The organism is Paenibacillus sp. FSL R5-0470, assembly GCF_037975205.1.
Lineage (GTDB): Bacteria > Bacillota > Bacilli > Paenibacillales > Paenibacillaceae > Paenibacillus_AQ.
Genome location: NZ_CP150238.1, coordinates 5,680,383 through 5,699,778, shown reverse-complemented (window position 1 = coordinate 5,699,778; position 19,396 = coordinate 5,680,383). Strand labels below are relative to the sequence as shown.

The 19,396-nt window shown below is 46.5% G+C and carries 14 protein-coding genes and 1 riboswitch; of the genes, 12 read left to right on the top strand and 2 right to left on the bottom strand.

Annotated elements, in window-relative coordinates:
* The first annotated feature begins 257 nt into the window (after positions 1-257).
* The 6 genes from MKY99_RS25195 (at position 258) to MKY99_RS25170 (ending at position 7,731) form a co-directional block, all read left to right on the top strand.
* Positions 258-5,417, top strand: a complete 5,160-nt coding sequence (locus MKY99_RS25195) for a glycosyl hydrolase family 8 (RefSeq protein WP_339266981.1) — start codon at positions 258-260, stop codon at positions 5,415-5,417.
* Between the two features lie 203 nt (positions 5,418-5,620).
* Complete coding sequence (locus tag MKY99_RS25190) at positions 5,621-5,908, top strand: hypothetical protein (protein ID WP_042191504.1); 288 nt, start codon at positions 5,621-5,623, stop codon at positions 5,906-5,908.
* Positions 5,909-5,929: 21 nt separating this feature from the next.
* Positions 5,930-6,277 carry a restriction endonuclease subunit S gene (locus tag MKY99_RS25185; protein WP_305953492.1) on the top strand — a complete coding sequence of 116 codons (348 nt, stop codon included), beginning with the start codon at positions 5,930-5,932 and terminating at the stop codon, positions 6,275-6,277.
* Positions 6,274-6,576, top strand: coding sequence for a hypothetical protein (locus MKY99_RS25180; protein ID WP_042130853.1), 303 nt, complete (start codon positions 6,274-6,276; stop codon positions 6,574-6,576). The genes MKY99_RS25185 and MKY99_RS25180 overlap by 4 nt, the downstream gene beginning before the upstream one ends.
* Before the next feature lie 4 nt (positions 6,577-6,580).
* On the top strand, positions 6,581-6,997 hold the full coding sequence (locus MKY99_RS25175) for a hypothetical protein (protein WP_076285968.1): 417 nt from the start codon (positions 6,581-6,583) through the stop codon (positions 6,995-6,997).
* 206 nt (positions 6,998-7,203) lie between these two features.
* Positions 7,204-7,731, top strand: a complete 528-nt coding sequence (locus tag MKY99_RS25170; RefSeq protein ID WP_339266977.1) for a GNAT family N-acetyltransferase — start codon at positions 7,204-7,206, stop codon at positions 7,729-7,731.
* A 61-nt stretch (positions 7,732-7,792) separates the two neighbouring features.
* Here the strand turns inward: MKY99_RS25170 and MKY99_RS25165 are convergent, their stop codons facing one another.
* Complete coding sequence (locus MKY99_RS25165; protein WP_339266975.1) at positions 7,793-8,272, bottom strand: DL-endopeptidase inhibitor IseA family protein; 480 nt, start codon at positions 8,270-8,272, stop codon at positions 7,793-7,795.
* Between the two features lie 259 nt (positions 8,273-8,531).
* Positions 8,532-8,630, top strand: a riboswitch (purine riboswitch).
* A gap of 67 nt (positions 8,631-8,697) precedes the next feature.
* Between MKY99_RS25165 and MKY99_RS25160 the strand changes: the two genes are divergently transcribed.
* The 3 genes from MKY99_RS25160 to MKY99_RS25150 all read left to right on the top strand — a co-directional run bounded on the left by MKY99_RS25160 (position 8,698) and on the right by MKY99_RS25150 (position 13,548).
* Positions 8,698-10,035 carry a 5'-deoxyadenosine deaminase gene (locus tag MKY99_RS25160; protein ID WP_339266973.1) on the top strand — a complete coding sequence of 446 codons (1,338 nt, stop codon included), beginning with the start codon at positions 8,698-8,700 and terminating at the stop codon, positions 10,033-10,035.
* A 196-nt stretch (positions 10,036-10,231) separates the two neighbouring features.
* A complete protein-coding gene (locus MKY99_RS25155) occupies positions 10,232-12,124 on the top strand; it encodes an LTA synthase family protein (RefSeq protein ID WP_339266971.1) in 1,893 nt (630 codons plus the stop codon).
* An 8-nt stretch (positions 12,125-12,132) separates the two neighbouring features.
* Complete coding sequence (locus MKY99_RS25150; RefSeq protein WP_339266969.1) at positions 12,133-13,548, top strand: hypothetical protein; 1,416 nt, start codon at positions 12,133-12,135, stop codon at positions 13,546-13,548.
* A gap of 147 nt (positions 13,549-13,695) precedes the next feature.
* Here the strand turns inward: MKY99_RS25150 and MKY99_RS25145 are convergent, their stop codons facing one another.
* Complete coding sequence (locus tag MKY99_RS25145) at positions 13,696-14,457, bottom strand: AAA family ATPase (RefSeq protein WP_076285973.1); 762 nt, start codon at positions 14,455-14,457, stop codon at positions 13,696-13,698.
* 436 nt (positions 14,458-14,893) lie between these two features.
* Here MKY99_RS25145 and MKY99_RS25140 point away from each other — a divergent pair, with 436 nt between their 5' ends.
* The 3 genes from MKY99_RS25140 (at position 14,894) to MKY99_RS25130 (ending at position 19,065) form a co-directional block, all read left to right on the top strand.
* Positions 14,894-15,988, top strand: coding sequence for a DUF3880 domain-containing protein (locus MKY99_RS25140; RefSeq protein WP_339266967.1), 1,095 nt, complete (start codon positions 14,894-14,896; stop codon positions 15,986-15,988).
* A gap of 51 nt (positions 15,989-16,039) precedes the next feature.
* Positions 16,040-17,155: a glycosyltransferase gene (locus MKY99_RS25135; RefSeq protein WP_042194464.1), complete on the top strand. Its 1,116-nt coding sequence runs from the start codon at positions 16,040-16,042 to the stop codon at positions 17,153-17,155.
* A 446-nt stretch (positions 17,156-17,601) separates the two neighbouring features.
* On the top strand, positions 17,602-19,065 hold the full coding sequence (locus MKY99_RS25130) for a glycosyltransferase family 4 protein (protein ID WP_339266965.1): 1,464 nt from the start codon (positions 17,602-17,604) through the stop codon (positions 19,063-19,065).
* The last annotated feature ends 331 nt before the right edge of the window (positions 19,066-19,396 follow it).

Here is a 19,396-nt window from a genome sequence, read left to right as displayed (position 1 = left end):
GGAATGATCCTCGCAGAAACATGATCCATACCTGAATCAATCGTATCACGTTCATTGACCTGTTGAACAGGATAGAAATTAAATAGCGGTAAAAGTAGAAAATCATTAACAATAACAAAATATGCAGAGATTGAATAGAAATGAATGCGCTATATTTACATATAAATCGTATTTAAGGAGGGGAAAAGAAAATCAGGGTCCGCTGCAAGTGAAAGTTAAAGCGCTTAAACTATTATCTGCGAAAAGAGGGAACGAGAGTGCAAAAGAAGGGTCATTTGAAAAGAAGGCTGCACCAATCCATTTCTTTGTTGCTCGTGCTTATACTGCTGCCATTCCAGATTGCAAATGCTGCACCAGCACCAGATGCTGTCGGTTCAGATTCAATAACCGGTGTAAAGACGATTGCCGAATGGGTGTTTGATGAGGCCGCTGAAAATGTGGGGGTAATCTCGGCTACATACGGCATCTATGAGACAGCTTCTACTTTTCGCAATGTAGGCGGTGTGTTCGAGGATGTGGATGTAAGCAAGAAAGCGATCAGCTATCAGGGCTGGGACGATGGAAACGGGAAAAAGTATTGGCTTGCTACCGTGTCTACAACCGGGTTTGAGAAGATCACCTTATCCTCTGAGCAAAATTCATCCGGGTCAGGTCCGCGTGATTTTAAAGTGCAGACGAGTGTAGACCGACAAACGTGGGAGAATGTGCCAAATACGAATCTTAAAATGGCCGTCTCCAGTTTTGATTGCCCGGGAGATACCTGCAGATTGGTGAATACTCCCCTTCCGAACAGCAATGATCGGGAAATATTATATATTCGCTGGATCGTCAGCTCCGATACCAACACCAGGGGGAATGATGAGGGCATAGGGGGTTCAGGTTCCAGTAGAATCCGAAATATCAAGGTGTCCGGCGAGCCGATCCCGGGGAAAGAACCTGTCATTCCTACCGTAGATCTTGTCCAGCAGCCTTCAGACGGTTCTGGAAATGTGTCTCCCGAAGCTCCCGTTGAAATCAAATTCAACAAGGCCATTGCTCTTGATCCGGGTTATGCTGTCCGATTTGCCGATGAGAACGATCAACCGGTTGATCGGGTTACACTTGAAGTCTTAAACAGAGATACTTTGCGGATAAACCATCCTCCGTTGACTTATGGGAAGTCTTACACAGTAACTATACCCAAGGAGCTTATCAAGGGGGCAGATCTTGTGCCGCTAGTTCGGGAAGTTTCCTGGAGTTTTGGTGTTCAGGATTCACCTCTTGCTCCAAAATCCATCAATATGACATTTAACGGAGATCCAAAGACGAGCATTGCTTTGGCCTGGTACACGGATGCAATGACGGATACCGTGGTACAGGTTATAGAAGCCTCAAAGGTTATGGGGAACATTTTCCCGGAGAACGGGGCTTTGACTTATCAGGGAGAGGCCGAAGAAATTGAGACCTTTATGAATAAAAGCGACAGAAGTACGAACCATAAAACGAAATTTATTAGTCATAAAGTCATTGCAGACCAGCTTCAACCGGGAACAGCTTACAAATTTCGGGCAGGTAACGGCAAATCAGGTGATTGGAGCTCTATTGGCTCGTTCACTACCGATGCTGCCAGCCACCAGCCTTTCCGTTTTATCGCCGGTTCCGATTCACAGGCTTCCAGCAAGTCTGACTTTGAGCCTTGGGGTGATACCTTCCGGAAAGCAGTTGATTATATAGGCGACCCTAAATTCCTGATCAGCGCCGGAGATCTGGTGGATAACGGTGATTTGGAGGAGCAGTGGCAATGGATGCTCGAAGCAGCCCAGAATCAATTGCTGCAAGTGCCATATGTGCCTGTACTTGGCGGTCATGAGGTCATGGATTATGACGGAGACGAGACGACGCCGAATAACAACTTCTACAACCATTTCAACTTGCCGAAACAGGTTGTTGCGGATACTCATGAAGGCTCTGTGTATTCTTTTGAATACGGTGATGCACTCTATCTTGTCTTCAATTCGCAGTATTCGGGGGCACTTGCAGAGAATGGGAAAGAAGTGGAATGGGCAGATGACCAATTCTGGGACCAGGTGGACTGGATGAAGAGTACGGTCGCCCGCAGCGACAAGAAGTGGAAGTTTGTTACTTTTCACAAAAGCCCCTATGCAGCAGGCGACAACTCTGCACAATGGGAAGACGATCGCGTCCAGTTTTACAAGAAATACCTGATTCCTGCCTTTGACGAGATGGGCATCGATATGGTGTTCGAGGCCCATGATCATATGTATATGAGATCCTTCCAAATGTACAATGATGAAGTTATTCCCAAGGAAAAACTGACATTTGATGGAGAGGGCAATGCACTCAATCCCAAAGGCACGGTCTATCTCATGTCCAATGCATTCGGAAATAAATTCTATTATAAGAACAATCAATATGAACTGGATGAGAATGGAGAACCCCGCGAGATTCAGGACGAAAACGGGAATTCGGTTCCTTATGATGATTACTTTGCAGCCGTCGACGAACAGCCGGAGAAGAAGATGTTTACGGATGTTTCCATCACAGACCGGGTGCTTTCCTTTACAGCATATACCGCAGCCGTAGCGGATGAGAATCAGCCGGACACCGTTGGCGACGGCCTAAAAGCATATGACAAGTATGGGATCAAGCGAACGGACACCAAGCCGGACCCGGCTGAAGCGGTGAAGGTGAAATTGAACGGCAGCAAGGCGGTTCTGACCTGGAGTGCACCTTCCGCAAGTACAGAACCTGTAAGAGGATTCCGGATTTATGAGAAGAATGACAAGGTGAAGACACACTGGAGTATATATGTGCCAGCAGCGGAAGGTCAAACGGAATACACCTACACGGTAGATGATATCAATCCTGCGAAAAAATATGAATTTATTGTCAAAGCGGTCGGCATAAGAATCAATTCAGATCCGGTCGAAGTCAGTACAATCGAAGGTCCAAGCGAGTCGGAGCCGCCTTCAGCACCTTCAGATTTAAAAGGAACTGCGGTTTCTCCTTACCAAATCAACTTGAAATGGACGGCATCGGCCGGCAATATTCAGGCAGCGGGCTATAACGTATACCGCAACGGCAGCAAGGTCGGCACGACGAAGGAAATATCCTACGGCGATACCGGGTTAACTCCGGATACGGCCTATAGTTATACTGTGAAGGCCTATAATGCAGAAGAGAAGGAATCGCTGGCGAGCAATACCGTTCAAGTAAAGACCAAACCTTCATCCACTGGAGAGGGTGTCCATAAGGCATTTCCGCAGCATACGTCTTATGTGGCCGGCTCCATTAAGCCGAATCACTTGACTCAGGCCCAACTGGACGCTACGGTGGGCAGATTATATAACGAGTGGAAAACAAAATATCTGAAACAAAATCCATATCAGTCAGACCAGTATTACGTATGGTATAGCGACGGAGATTGGTTTGAGAATAACGAGATTACAGTTTCAGAAGCGCATGGCTACGGAATGCTGATTACCGCTTTGCTCGCGGGTCATGATCCGGAGGCTAAGAAGTATTTTGACGGGATGTATCGTTATTTCAGAGCACATCCAAGTGAAATCAATCCCGATTTAATGGCATGGCAGCAAGCGGATACCGGCACCGAAATTATTGATATCAATGGTGTGGATTCGGCAACCGACGGCGATATGGATATTGCTTACGCTCTTCTGCTTGCCGACAGCCAATGGGGCAGCAGCGGGGAAATTAACTACTTGTCCCAGGCCAAAAAGGTAATCAACGCTATTATGAAAAGCGATGTCAACCATTCCGAGTGGACATTGAAATTGGCGGATTGGGTCAGCGACAATGATTCCATGTTCGGCAATGCTACACGTCCTTCCGATTTTATGCTGCAGCATCTGAAAGATTTTAAAAATGTATCCGGAGACCTCAATTGGGATCGTGTTACCGATAAGACTTACAACATCATTAATAGTTTGTATGAAAATTACAGTCCCAAAGCCGGTTTGTTGCCGGATTTTGTATTCAAGGATGATACGGATGGGCAATACAAACCAGTAAGCCAGAAGATATGGGATACCCCGGATGGATACTTCCTGGAATCGGAAAATGACGGGGATTACAACTACAACTCTTCCCGTATTCCCTGGCGGATCAGTACGGATTATCTCCTGACAGGTGATAACCGGGCTAAAGAGCAGCTCAGCACGCTGAACCGCTGGATTCGGGCCAAGGCGGATAATGATCCGGCCAAGATCCTTGCGGGATATAAGCTGGACGGCACGGAAGCAATCAATGATTATGCAGACACATCCTTCTCCGCACCGATGATGGTCAGCGCCATGATCGATTCATCCAATCAGGAGTGGCTGAATAAATTATGGGATTATAATGCGGCTGTTTCCACCGAAGACGATTTATATTTTGGCAATAATCTGCGTCTGCTCAGCATGATTGTGGCATCCGGCAACTGGTGGACACCAACCATCGTTGATACTGAGGCTCCCATGGAACCAACAATAGAGAGAGCGGAAGCGGTATCCAGCTCTGTCATTGATCTAAAATGGACACCTTCCACGGATAATTTGGGAGTAACGGGATACAGGATTTACCGCAATGACGTTGAAATCAAGACCCTGGAAACAACAGAATACAGAGATAGCGGTTTATCTGCGGATACCCAGTACAAATACTATATTATAGCTGTTGATGCAGCAGGAAATACGTCCAAGATAAGCAATGTGAGAATCGTATCTACATTAAAGGCCAGCGGGGACGGTAGCTCGGGCAACGGCGGAGGTGGTAACCCGACTCCAACGCCAACGCCGGCAGCTCCGAAGCCAAGTGAAGGTCCGTCGAAAACACCGGCACCAACACCGGAACTGCAGCCCAAGAAACCTGTTTTCAGTGATATCGGCAGTTATTTGTGGGCCAAAGAGGCTATTGAAGCACTGGCGGCTAAAGGTATCGTTCAGGGAACGTCGAGTACTTTCTTTGAACCGGGCGCCAAGATGAAAAGAGCGGACTTTATATTGCTTCTGGTCAGAGCGTTTAATTTAAAGGCTGGTTTTGAAGTGAGCTTTGCGGATGCCGATCAGGACGCATACTATTATGAAGCGCTGGGAATCGCCAAACAATTGGGCATTGCCAGCGGAGTCGGCGGCAACAGGTTCAATCCGGGAGCAGAGATTTCCCGGCAGGATATGATGGTATTCATCGTAAGAGCATTGCAGAAGTCAGGAAAATTAGCAGAGGCCGGTTCCATCTCCGACCTTGGCAAATTTGCGGATGCTTCCAAAGTGGATAATTATGCCGTGAAGGCAGCAGCCGTACTAGTCAGGGAGGGCATTGTCCTTGGTGACGGGAAATTGCTCCATCCAACGGGAGCTGCAACCCGCGCCGAAACGGCGGTTCTCTTTTACAAAATCATCAATAAATATTATTAATCCAAAAGGCCAACAGCTCATTCCAATGGACCGGGCTGTTGGCCTTTTATTTTCCATTTACACGGCCTGTTGCAATTTTCTAAAGTATCCTGAGTCCGCCAATCCGCTTGTTTAGAGACGTAACTTGCCTTTATATCCTCGGCACCGTCCCGGCTTCTGCCGCATATGCTGTAGCAGGGCGTTTGAGCAAAGGAGACATGAAGGTGCAGAATAAAATAACAAAAGTCCTGCAGCACATGGCCCATACGCACGAACAGATGGCGCGGATACTAGATGCCGAGCGCCACGTGGCTGTCCGTATGTCGCAAATTGTCCACGATCTGCCAGATGCAGATCCCGGTTTTGACGGTATCAGCGGGATGATCGAAAGCTCAACTCAAGTAAACAAGAATATTATTGCTTACTTGAATGCACTTGCAGATCTGGAAGAAGCGATGGCTGAAGGGGTAGGCAGAGTAATTAAGGAATTGAACGGCCAAGAAGAAGAGTAACGCTATAGGAGCAGGAGGCGGATGATGAGCAGAGAAAAGGCTTATCTGCAAATGCTGGAGTCGACCGCCACTATCCAGTGGAACATTGCAATGATTCTGGAAGCTAAGGCGGTTGAAGCTGAAAAGGTAAAACAGTGGGCACAACATCATATCCACGCTAGAGCTTTCGAATCTCATGAAGAGCAGCTGAAGGAATCCCTCTCCATTCACGAAGTTATCGTGGAAATGGTCGAAGGGCTGACTAAACTGGAGAATGGACTCTACAGCAATTTAAAAGCAGTGCTGGGCAGTGGTGAAGATGATGGTGGCGGGGAAGGTTTTGGAGACATGTCAGGTGATGGATTCAGTTTTGGAGAAGACAGCAAATGAGCGGGGACCGTCTCTCTGAACATGCCGTCAAGCTGGAGATGATCCGCTCCATTTCGCGCAGTCAGGCTGCTTTGGCGGCCATCTTGGAGAGCATCGCCGAATTGACGGGGCAATCTGAGCTGACGGCCCGCAAATTGAGCGACAATATCAGAATCTTAAGTGGGTATCAGAGCGCGATGTGCCGGATGATGTCCGGGATTTCACTACATCAACCGAAACGGGGAATTCCTGCTGCGCCATGGCTGAGCAAGGCATACGCCGTAGGAACCTCCAGAGATCATGGAGCACAGGAGGAATAGAAGCATGAAGAAAAAGAGCCTTAGAACATTACGTTCAGGCAGAACCCGCAGACGCACACTACTGCTCTCGCGGAAAACGAAAGTGCGTAGAGGTCTAGCCCGCAAACCCCGCAGAGGACTTTCTCGGAAAGTCGTTCGTTATGGAAAGACGAAGAAGGGGCTTTTGGTACGAAAGAAAAGAAGACTCCGCCGCAAGCTTGTTCGAAAGGTGAGGGTTATACAAGCACCAGTTCATGTAGTGCCGGTTATCGAGGCTCCACCTGCCCCGCAGGTCATTCCGCTCCCCCCGGACCTTGGCGTTTCGCCGGAAACGCCACCGGCAGACGCCTTTCAGCAGGGCTACACCGAAGCATACAACGTGGGGTTCGACGCCGGTTTCGCCAAGGGTTTCGAGGACGGTCATAAGCTGGAGTTTAATTGAGCAGCGGCAGGTAAGTTAAGAGGAAGGGACCCGGAGATCTAATCTGTGACGCGTTATTCTGATCTTTCGTGTCCCTCAGCTTAGAGGGACTGCATCCTCTCTGGAATCATCCTACTATCGGAATTTGTCTCCGAATATGATAGACTTCTAAAACGAGAATCTATTCAGAGGTTTTCAGATGTCGATAAGAAAGAGGGGATAGCAGGATGCAAGTAGGAAATGGGATCAGAAAAGCTAGACAGAATGAGATCGAAGAGATCATGGAATTGATCTCAAAATGTGTACAAGTTATGCAGGCCGCTGGAAGCGACCAGTGGGATGAGAGCTATCCGAATAAAGAGATTATCGAACTGGATATCGCACAGGGTACCTTATATGTATGTGAAGAAGATAAAGCTATCGCGGGTATTCTTGTACTGGATGAGAATGCTTCTGAGGAATATAAGAAGATCGAGTGGAAGCAAAATCAAGGGCCACATCTGATTATGCATCGTTTAGCAGTTCATCCACATATTCAGGGAAAAGGGATTGCGACTAGGCTAATTGCTTTCGCGGAGGATTACGCAGCGCGTAATGGTTACACAAGTATTCGGCTGGATACTTATGCGAAGAATACTAGAGCATTGGAAATCTATCCTCGCCTTGGTTATGACCATAGAGGTGAAGTGGGTTTTCCGAACCGCACGGCGAACTTTCCAGTATTCGAGAAGGTGTTGAAACCGGAACGTAGTTAGGAATCTTCAACATAAAAAAAGGTTCAGAGGGTTAACCTCTGGACCTTTTTTCTTTATTCCCTTAACGGCATGTCTGGTATCGAGTATCGGTATTTTTTTGATCCCGGTTAAGGATAAGAAGCCTTCTACCGGATACACCGATCAGGTAACGAACGTTAACGATATCTTCATCGCTCATATCATCAATGGACAGAACTGCTGTAAGGCGTATTCTTGTTGATGTGCGACCCGTAACGGTGAGTCTTCTTGGGATAAAAGCAATGGTTCCTGTATCTCCCGATATTACATAAAGCCTGTTGTTTCTAGAAACGGTTTTTAAATTACAGAACATGGTGTTGCTCATTGTAATGCCCCAATACTTTCTAAAATACGAAATGACCTTAGCTCTGGTACTGAATCTAACCGGCAGACGATAATAATCGGCGCCATCAACGTGGATCACTCTGCGAGAATCGGCAGAATCGTAAACCTCGAACCATACTTTTTCAGCAGCGGCGATGAATGCTTGCAACTCATTTGGGGTTTGAGAAATTGTTGGCATTTGATCTCCTCCTCGCTATTACTTTATTAAAAGCGAAGCTATCGGTTCGGGTGATAGGACGAGTATAAAAAGCGGAACTTAAGAAACATTGATAAGAAGTGTGGAAAATTATAATTAAAGTTAAGTTTTATTACATGTTTGTATAGATAATCATTATTTTTAATTGTGGACAGATCTAATTAAGAAATATGTGTTAGTTTAAATAACTTTTGTTGACATTAAACCTGTCTTTGTCTTATGATTGATTTATTCAAATTTGGAATAGAATAGCTTCTCTTTTCGTATATCCTTAATAATTGGTTTAAGGGTCTCTACCGGAAACCGTAAATTTCTGGCTACGAAAATATGCTACGGCATATTTTTGTGGTCTTTTTGTGTTACACCGTGAAACGGCAAACGAATGAACAATGAGGGGGATAAGGACAATGGGGAACATTCTGATCAAAAGTGCTGAGATCATTACAATGAACAAACAGGAGGAAATTATCGTCGGGGATGTTCGAATTAATGACGATCTCATTGTAGAAATAGGCACTGGTCTGATCCCGCAGGGAGACGAAAAGGTCATCGATGCCACGAACCGTACGTTAATTCCCGGTTTTGTTCAGACGCATATTCATTTATGCCAGACGTTATTCCGTGGGAAGGGAGATGATCTGGAGCTTATGGACTGGCTGCGTAAACGGATTTGGCCGTTAGAGGCAGCGCATGATGAGGAATCCCTTTATTATTCGGCGATGCTCGGTATTGGAGAACTGATTTCCAGCGGAACCACTACGATTGTTGATATGGAGACTGTTCACCATACGGACTATGCTTTTCAGGCCATTGCTAAAAGTGGAATACGTGCTTTGTCCGGTAAGGTGATGATGGATCAAAAAGGAGGAGATGTGCCTGAAGCACTGCAGGAGGATACCGCTTCTTCTTTACAGGAAAGTGTGGATTTGCTTGAAAAATGGAATGGCTATGGCAATGGACGGATTCAATATGCGTTCTCTCCGCGTTTTGTAATATCCTGCACCGAACCCTTGTTAACCGAGGTACGAGATCTCTCCGCAAGGTATGATGTGAAGGTGCACACCCATGCTTCTGAGAATTTAGGGGAGATTGAGATTGTACAGGCGATGACCGGGATGCGTAACATCGTCTACTTGGACCATCTAGGATTAGCTAATGAGCGCTTAATACTGGCGCATTGTGTATGGCTGGATGTTGAGGAGCGGCGCATATTGCGGGATCGTGGAGTTCATGTAAGTCATTGCCCTGGCTCAAATCTGAAACTAGCCTCCGGAATTGCTGATACACCGGGGATGCTCCATGATCATGTGTCACTAAGTCTGGGTGCTGACGGTGCACCGTGCAATAACAATCTGGATATGTTTAATGAAGTGCGGCTCGCAGCAATTATTCAGAAGCCTCAACATGGACCTACGACGATGGATGCCCGCAGTGTATTTCGTATGGCAACTATAGGTGGGGCAAAAGCGGTAGGGATGGAAGATAAGATCGGTAGTATCGAGGTGGGTAAAAAAGCAGACCTAGTGCTCCTGAATCTCTTCAATTTCCATACCTTCCCCTCCTATGACGTAGATCCCATCTCTAGAATTGTATATTCAGCTACCCGGGCGGATGTGGAAACCACGATTATCGACGGAGAGATCGTGATGGAAAGGGGTCTGCTGAAGACTGTAGATAAAGAGATTGTTCTGAATGAAGCTAACCGTTCTATTAAAAGATTGCTTAAGCATACTTCGATCATCTGAAGAATGACCAATCTATAGTTAACAGGGATGTTCCAAAGCCGGAAGGGCAGCGGGGCATCTCTTTTTTGATGGAAGATAATTCTACCATTTTGATAAAAAAAGTAAGTATTGTTATACTAGAACAACCTGATATTTTACAAATTACTAGAATAGATTTGATATTTCGAACAAATGAACATGTAAGAGGGGATTAAAAGTGAAAAAGCAAGGGCCGGATCGCGCCCATTTTTTTATCGTTGTTATATTGTTATGGTTAAAGCTGTTGTTTCTGAGAGTGTTGTTCTTTGATAGAATTGCTTGGGAATGGATTGCAGCGGATGTAGCGCCAGTCCTTTTTATTATGGGGATTTTAACGGTGATTACGCCATCTAGGGTGAGAACAACCGTCTATTGGATATTTAACGGCTTTTTATCGCTGTTTCTGTTCGCAGCCGCTGTATATTTTAATCACTTTGGTTCTGTTCCAACCTACCTGGCCTTATCTGAAATCAATCAGGTATTTCAAGTGAAGGCAAGCGTAGAATCTACCATAAAGAGTATTGATTACTTATTCTTCGTGGATTTTGTCATCTTCGCTATCTATGGTTTGATTCGCAGATGGAAACAAGGAAAGACCTACCCGCGTGAACGCTTTAGTTCCCGGAAGACAGGATTCGTGCATGTGGTGGTGATTCTGGTATCCATTATTGGAGGCTTTTCTTTATCGGCATATTCTGTCCACTCTGCACGTGGGATTACAAATGAGCTTGTACAGGCGGAAACAGCCGGATTTCTAAATTATGAAGTCGTTGCTGCGATTAAGATTAATGAAGATAACAATCTCATTGGAACGGGTGATATTAAGGATACGATTGCGAAGGTTGACGCCCTGCAATCTTCCTATCCTTATAGTGACAAGCCGGCGGGTACGACTCCTGATTATTTTGGCTCACAAAAGGGTAAAAATGTAATTGTGCTACAATTAGAAGCTTTTCAGAATTTCCCACTACATCAATCCCTGGATGGTCAAGAATTGACGCCAGTCATGAATAAGTTAGCGGATGAGGGCTTTTATTTTCCTCATGTTTACCAGCAGATTGGTCCAGGGAATACATCTGACGCTGAATTCATGAGCAATACGTCTATTTATCCGATTGGTACTTTGGCCATGTCTACCGGATTCGGGGACAGAGAATTGCCAAGCTTACCACGACTGCTAAGAGATAAAGGGTATGAGGCATACACCTTCCATGTGAATAAAGTAGGGTTTTGGAATCGGAATGAGCTATATCCGGCGCTTGGGTTTAATGGTTATTATGACAAAGATTATTTTACGAATGATCATTTTAATGCGTTTGGTGCTTCCGATGAACAACTGTATATTACGGGTGTCGAGAAATTGACAGAGCTGAAGAAGAAGGGAACTCCCTTCTACGCACAGATGGTGACAGCATCCAGTCATCATCCTTTCAAAATCCCAGATTCCTTTAAGAAAATCACTGTGCCTGATAATTTGAAGGATACGATGCTTGGTGATTATTTAACTGCTATAAACTATACTGATTATGCCATAGGTACTTTAATAGAAGGTTTGAAAGAAAATGGATTGTGGGATAACACTGTTCTGGTCATGTATGGCGACCACTTTGGTCTGCAGCCTCAGGACGTTCCGCCAGAGCAAGTGGAAAGTGCACTTGGTGTTCCATATGATTCCCGGATCAGTCGCTTTAATATTCCACTCATTGTGCGTGTGCCGGGAATGGAGCAAGGGAAGGTAGTAGAGCGTACGGGAGGACAACTAGATATCCTTCCTACGATAGCTAATTTAATGGGTGTTTCACTACAACAAGAAGGTTATACAGCCTTTGGTCATGACCTGCTCAACATTGATCGTAATGTGTTAGGGATGAGGTATTATTTGCCTTCCGGCTCCTTCTTTAATGATGACATTCTCTATGTCCCTGGAAAAGGATTTGTAGATGGTGAAGCTGTGTCGCTGGATACGCTCAAGCCGGTAACGGACTTCTCGAAATATCAGAGCGATTATGAGTATGTATTGAAGCTAATGAATTTGTCCGACGAATATGTGAAGCTGTTACCACAGAGATAGGGGGAATCATGAAAAAGTTCTGGAAACCGGAGTATCTCGTAAGCCTTGCCGGCTGCGGTCTCATTATTTATCTGCTATTCGTAGGACCTTTTATTGGGGTTGCTGATAATGGAGATTTCCTGCGTATGATGAATACCATCGGTCTGAACTACTATGATACTGCAGCATCGTATACCGACCAGTTTTTTAATTTTAGCCATTCTCGTTTTGCGTATGAGAATTTGTTTAGGGGCTTCTATCCTTCTTCACAGATTTTGATTGTGCTTGTACCGAGGTTGATCGGCGGGCTCATCCATGGCAGCTTTTTTGATGTTAGATTGCTCGGTGCAGTTTACGGTCTTCTTTTACTGGTGGCGACCTGGCTGCTGGTGAAGTACAATGCTCGCGGCTCTTATGTTACGGGGCTGCTGCTAGGTGCAGCTATTTTGTTTGTATTCTATGATATTGGGTATTTGGCATACTTTAACTCCTTGTTTGGAGAACCGGTATCGATGGTGTTTATGCTGTTGACCTTTGCACTGGGGTTAAGACTCACTAGCCAAGAAAAGCCTACGACTAAGGGGTTAACCTTATTTTTTATTGCGATACTGTTTCTGGTCACCTCCAAAATTCAGAATGCGCCGATTGGGATTGCCTTTGCATTGATCTTCCTGCGGTTTATGACGCTTGATGGTGAGCGAAAATGGAGAAAGCTGGCCTTGCGCTTTTCGATTGCGATATTTCTGGTATCCATCGTTATGTACGTGACGGCGCCAAAAGAGCTGAAGCATATTAACCTGTATCAGACTGTGTTTTTTGGGATATTAAACGAATCACCAGATGTGAAGGGAGATTTGCAGGATCTCGGATTGCCGGAGCGGTTGGAGGTACTTGCGGGCACGAATTATTTTCAGACCGATACAGTGATCAAACAGGATGATCCTTCGCTGGTACCGGATTTCTACGACCGGGTATCCCATAAGGATGTATTGTTCTTCTACTTAAAACATCCAGGACGGTTAATAGATAATATGGAATATGCTGCTAGTAACAGTATGGCGATTCGTCCTTATTATCTAGGGAACTATGAGAAGAGTGAAAATAAGCCAGCAGGTGCATTATCGTACACTTACAGCGGATGGAGCGAATTCAAGAACAAGCATATTCCGCATACGCTCGGATTTCTCACTATATTCTATCTGGTGTATTTTTCCGGGGCGGTGTTCCAATATTTCCGTAGTCGGGATGTTCGGGGAAGAGTTGCTGGTGAACTGCTGATGTTATTGGGACTGATAGGGATTTTCTCCTTCCTGGTTCCGATTCTTGGGGACGGAAGGGCTGACATTGGTAAGCATTTATTCTTGTTTAATGTGTGCTTCGATATGATGGTTGTAGTCATGTTCGGATGGGTTGTACACAAGGTAGTGGGAATTGTAAGACGTTAATTTATGGAACAAATCAAACAGCAAGTTTCCGATTATGGAGACTTGCTGTTTTTATTAAAATATAAGAATTTATATGTTCTATGTTGTAAATTATCCTTATACTTCTCGCTTAAATGCTTACCGTCCTTATAGGGACGTCGAAGGTGTTTATGCTTGTTCATCCTCTAATAGCTCACGCAGCATACCCTGGCGGTCATTCATAAATGCTTTGGTCACGGTGTAGTGCTCTGTTTCCTCCAAGGCGACAGACCTTATGCCCTCACCTTCTAGAAGAAAAATCTCAGCTCCCGGATAGGACATTAGAATGGGAGAATGGGTCGCGATAATAAACTGTGAATCCTGTTGCACTAGCTCATGCATACGCACCAGCAGAGACATTTGCCGTAGAGGAGATAGAGCGGCTTCAGGTTCATCGAGAATATAAAGACCACGTCCTCCGAAACGATGAACGAACGCTGCGAAAAAAGACTCTCCGTGAGACTGCTCGTGCAGAGACTTGCCTCCATAGGAGTTCTTGATTGGTGGACCAAAACTAGGCTGTTCATCTAATTCATCAATGTAGGAAGCCACATTATAATAGCTCTCCGCGCGTAGAAAAAAGCCGTCCTTCGGACGTCTAACCCCTCTAGCAATTCTAAAATACTCATAGAGACTCGAATGTGAGGAACGAGTGTTAAAAGAGAAGTTAAGTGTTCCACCTTCAGGGTTAAAGCCCCACGCAGCAGCAATTCCCTCTAGCAATGTAGATTTCCCTGTGCCATTCTCCCCGACAAGAAAGGTTACTGGCTTTTGAAAAATAAGCCGATCCAGTGTTCTTACGGCTGGCAGATGAAATGGATAGGCTTGGAATGATGGAACCTGATCACGAAGCAGTTCTGCATGGCGCAAGTACAACGTGGTGTTATTCATAGTGTCCCCCTTGTGAATGCCATAAATAATCATTTCCGCTCAGATATGACGAGATGTAAGTCTCAAGCTAGACCTTTATAGTGTGTGTTCTAAAAGTACGGTTTTCAGCACCGAGAAGATTGAAAGAAGGTAGAAACTGAGGAGCGGAGCGTAGTGGAAGCTACGTGAGCACCGGAAGTTTCGCCTGAATTCAATACTCGATGTCGAGTAAGCTTCTTGGGCTACTTCGTGATCAAAAGCGGACTTTTTGAACAACCTCTTATAGTATACCAGCATCCTGTAAGTGGATGAAATCTTCTAAGGTTCGGGCAAGCCGGGCAAAAGACAGGGGACATCTGCCAATTTAGTTCTAGTAAAGACAGATGTCCATGAGGCGAGTGCTGACTCCGCATATAGTTATACTGTCTTGAGAATACGACGGGGCAGGGTGAAGGCCGTGAAAGCGAGAAAGAGAAAAAAACACAAGCATCCGCGAGAATATCGCGACGGTTATCACGAAGGATATCGTCTTGGCATGTGTGAGGCTGTGCAGCGTCTGAATACTCCAGGGGTCGAAGCTTGCCGACCATTTAAGTTAATGTATGTTCCTCAAGGATTTCAGGCGATCGACACTGGCGTAACGGAGGCGCTGCAGCAGCTTGTAAGTGAGCTTGTAATAAGTACTCCTGAAACGATGCTGGAAACCGCGGCACGGGAAATGCCTGGGGCAGTGCTAGTGATGAATGGGCTTCATGTATTCCCGGAAAATCATTTAGAACAGATTTCGGAGATAAGAAAGCTAGGCATCCCAACCGCCATTTGGTTTGTGGATGATCCTTATTTTACAGAGGACACTTCAGTCATTTGCAAGCATTATGATCACGTATTTACACATGAGCTGGGTTGCGTAGAGTTTTATCAATCCCTTGGGGTGTCATCGGTTCATTATTTGCCACTGTGTGTCAATCCAAAGATGTTCTACCCACGGCGTACCGGCCCGCAATATCAGTATGACATTGTATTTATTGGTAATGCATTTCGTAATCGGACAGAGCTGTTCGACCAACTGGCACCTTATCTTAAGGGGAAAAAAGTGCTTATCGCTGGGGGGTTCTGGGAACGCCTCGCAACCTATGATCAACTTACACCTTTTATCAGCAATGGCTTTATCCCGCCTGAGGAGACAGCCAACTACTACAGTGGCGCAAAAATAGTCATTAATATTCACCGCCCGTGGGAAGAGGGTCAGGATAACCGGAATAGCTACCGCCTTCCTTCACGCTCCATTAATCCGCGCACCTATGAGATCAGCGCCTGCGGTACTATGCAGCTTACGGATGTTCGTGAGGATTTGGGAAATTATTATCGGCCTGGTTATGATCTGGATACTTTTGGCTCGGCTAAGGAACTGCAGCAGAAGATTGAGTACTATTTGAAGCATGAAAAAGAGCGGCGAATCTATGCTTTACGGGGATTACGGACTACCATGCGAAACCATACATTCACTGCGCGTTTGCCTCATTTGCTGAATGTAATTGCTTCACGTGTATGAAATCTATAACGGGATAAAGGAGCGAGGATTATGAACAATAATGAATTTATTATGCCTACCCCCCCATTACCTCTTACACCTCCGGAGGAAGAAAAGCTGCGTGGTCGTCTGAGTGGTTTTAAGGGGGGGTATGATGAGGGCTATTTACGGGGGCGCCTTGCGATCCTGAATGGTCGATCTGAAGAAGTATTTCCTGTGCGGAATATTCATGTCATGTATGTCGCTTCTGGCAAAGGCTACCCTTACTCTCCTTTAGATGATGCGGTTCTTTGCGCGCTACAAAAATTAACAGCTCAAGTCACAATTACGGATGTGCGTCAAAATCTAGTAGAGCTGGCTGCAGCGCAAAGACCGGATCTGGTATTGGTGCTAGACGGTATGGATTTACCTCTTGAGCAGATCGATGCTCTACGCACTAGTGGCATTCGGACAGCTATTTGGCTTACTGATGATCCTTATTACACTGACTTTACGGTCAAGATTGTGGCTCACTACGATTTTGTATTCACACTTGAACGTAATTGTATTGATTTCTATCGGGGACTTGGTTGCCCTGAGGTCCATTATCTTCCTTTTGCTGCTCACCTGGAGCATTACCGTCCTACTACAACACGTTCGTCAGTGAATCGGGAAGTTAGCTTTATTGGCTCCGCCTATTGGAACCGGGTGAACTTCTTCCGTGAGATTCTTCCTGATTTAATGAACTATAACACAGTGATTAACGGAATCTGGTGGGATCGTCTGCCTGAGGCTCCGCTCTACGGTGACCGTATTGAAATTGGCAAATGGATGTCCCCACAAGAGACGTCAGTAGCTTACAGCGGCTCCAAAATCGTCATTAACCTCCACCGCTCGCACATTGATGAAGTGGTTAATAACAATACGCTTTCGATTCCTGCCGTTTCTCCTAATCCACGTACCTTTGAAATTGCAGCAACGGGCACGTTGCAATTAGTAGATGCTAGAGATGATATGGGATCTTTCTACAAACCGGATGAAGAAATTGTGACCTTTGCGAGTCCTCAGGAAATGATGGATAAGATCCGTTATTACTTAACCCATGAGGAGGAACGCCGGGCAATCGCGCTGCGTGCTTTTGAACGGACGCTCAAGGATCACACTTACGCAAAACGTATTCACCAGATGCTAACAGTAATCTACGGCTAGACTTTGGCCCAAACTGGATATGGAAATGTGCGCTTAGCAGGGGACAGGTGTCGTGCCGGCATCTGTTTTTCCTCGATATACTGTAGAACCGGACCTCAGCGTATGCCTGTAACCTGATGAAAAGAAGCTGATGGAGCGGCTTGTATAGCTGAACGGAGGCAAAGGTGGGTTATGGGCTGAGAGGGCGAGGCTCGGGCTAAGCGAATGCTTCCGAAGCGAGTTTTATTGCGAAGTAAGAAACTTGAGCAACGCTTCGTAAAACTAAGCGGATGCTTCCGAAGCGAGTTTTACTACGGAGTAAGAAACTTGAGCAACGCTTCGTAAAACAAAGCGGATGCTTTCGAAGCGAGTTTTACTGCGAAGTAAGAAACTTGAGCAACGCTTCGTAAAACTTTAAGGGAGGTGAATGGCTGCTCCAGGCCCTCGTTAGGGAGCGCCGAAACGCCATGGCTGATAAAGCTACAATCGTCCTCTTTTCACATGTATCTAATACACGCAGTATTACCGGAGCGGAGAAGCTGTTGTTGTTTTTCGCTCAGGAGCTTTCTCCGTACTTTAATTGTATTCTCGTTGCACCACAGGACGGCAAGCTGACTGCTCAGGCTCGAAGCTTCGGAATAAGTGTACAGTTGCTCTCGATTCCTCTTTTATATGGAATGTACACTCCTTATGCAGGGCTCGAGGCAGATGCTCGTAAATTCCAGGAAAGCAGGGAGTACCACGAGTTAACAGACTGGCTGACCTCTCTGCGCCCGGCGTTTATTATTACAAGTACCTGTGTCCATGCTTTGCCAGCAATGGCTGCCAAGTCACTGGGCATTCCGGTGGTATGGAAAATATCAGAGACGATAACAGACAATGAATATACACCCATTAGTGTAGGGCTGATTCATCGGAATAGTGATGAGATTCTGGCTATTTCACAAACGGCAGCAGCTTGCTTTCCAGAGGAAGTAAGAGCGGAGAAAGTGATTCAGCTTCCCCCTTCTTGGAATGACAAAGAGATGATGATTGAGGCTTGGAGCAAGCTTCGGGGCGAACGACGGCGAGAGCTAAAGATTAAACCGCAGGAACAGCTGGTCGGTTATATTTCTTCCTTTATTAATAAGGAAAAAGGATTGGAACATTTTGTGAAAATGGCTGTGCTTGTGTACGCGGTCCATCCTAGTGCGAAATTTGTTGTCATAGGTTCAGCTGGTGACAAAAGCTACTATGATCGCTGTGTCCGCAAGGTAAAGCTCGAGGGTCTGTTTACCCGATTTAAATTTGTTGGTTATGCTGAATGCCTTCCATCTGCTTATTGCGCTATGGATGTGCTGGTTGTTCCCAGCCTGATCCGCGAAGGCTTCGGAATGACCGCTTTGGAAGGAATGGCTTTTGGAAAGCCCGTGGTCGCTTACGACTCCGGGGGCTTGCGGGAAATCCTGCACTCAGCAGGCTGCGGCGATAATCTCGTGCCCGCGTCGGACATTTCCGCGCTGGCCGAAAGAGTCAACGTTATGCTGGCGCAGCCGGGACTGGCGATAACCATAGGCGCCCAAGCGCGGGAGCGAGTCGACGCCGTTTATGGTCCGGCGGCTTATCGGAGCCGCCTACAGGGTCTTGCGGAGATGTGGAGCCTCCGCTATTGCAGCGCACCGCCGGTGCGCGAGGCTGACAGCGTGGTGGAACCACCCGCTGTCCTGCCTGAATTGCCCGCTGCGTCGCCGGCTTTGCCGCGAAGCAAGGGCCTGCCGAGCCGCGTCGCCCGCAAGCGACGCGGCAAAGCCCGGGCGCGCCGGCGAAGCGGGCGCCCGTTGGTTTTACGCCGCGCTGCTCGCAAGCGGCGTAAGGGTTCTGCCCGGCGGCGAAGCACCGCCGGGGGCAAGCGCCGCCGGGCCCGCCGGGGTGGGCGGCGGCGCGCTGCGTAAGTGCCTCGCTTGCCGCGAAGGTGGCAAGCTGAGCGAATGGCGAGGCATTTTACGCTCTAGATTGCCTCCAATTTGGCCAACTGAGCAAAAAGAGGGGTATAAATGCCCCAGATTGCCGCGAATTCGGCTAAACGTGCAAAAAGAGGGGTATAAATCCCCCAGATTGCCGCGAATTCGGCTAAAAGAGCGAAAAGAAGGGTATAAATCCCCCAGATTGCCGCGAATTCGGCTAAAAGAGCGAAAAGAAGGGTATAAATGCCCCAAATTGTCGCGAATTCGGCTAAACGTGCAAAAAGAGGGGTATAAATGCCCCAGATTGTCGCGAATCCGG

Coding starts and splice junctions, on each gene's coding strand:
- MKY99_RS25135 (WP_042194464.1), top strand. CDS start 16,040: ATGCCTACCCCCCCATTACCTCTTACACCTCCGGAGGAAGAAAAGCTG.
- MKY99_RS25185 (WP_305953492.1), top strand. CDS start 5,930: ATGATGAGCAGAGAAAAGGCTTATCTGCAAATGCTGGAGTCGACCGCC.
- MKY99_RS25150 (WP_339266969.1), top strand. CDS start 12,133: ATGAAAAAGTTCTGGAAACCGGAGTATCTCGTAAGCCTTGCCGGCTGC.
- MKY99_RS25180 (WP_042130853.1), top strand. CDS start 6,274: ATGAGCGGGGACCGTCTCTCTGAACATGCCGTCAAGCTGGAGATGATC.
- MKY99_RS25130 (WP_339266965.1), top strand. CDS start 17,602: ATGGCTGATAAAGCTACAATCGTCCTCTTTTCACATGTATCTAATACA.
- MKY99_RS25160 (WP_339266973.1), top strand. CDS start 8,698: ATGGGGAACATTCTGATCAAAAGTGCTGAGATCATTACAATGAACAAA.
- MKY99_RS25165 (WP_339266975.1), bottom strand. CDS start 8,272: ATGCCAACAATTTCTCAAACCCCAAATGAGTTGCAAGCATTCATCGCC.
- MKY99_RS25170 (WP_339266977.1), top strand. CDS start 7,204: ATGCAAGTAGGAAATGGGATCAGAAAAGCTAGACAGAATGAGATCGAA.
- MKY99_RS25145 (WP_076285973.1), bottom strand. CDS start 14,457: ATGAATAACACCACGTTGTACTTGCGCCATGCAGAACTGCTTCGTGAT.
- MKY99_RS25175 (WP_076285968.1), top strand. CDS start 6,581: ATGAAGAAAAAGAGCCTTAGAACATTACGTTCAGGCAGAACCCGCAGA.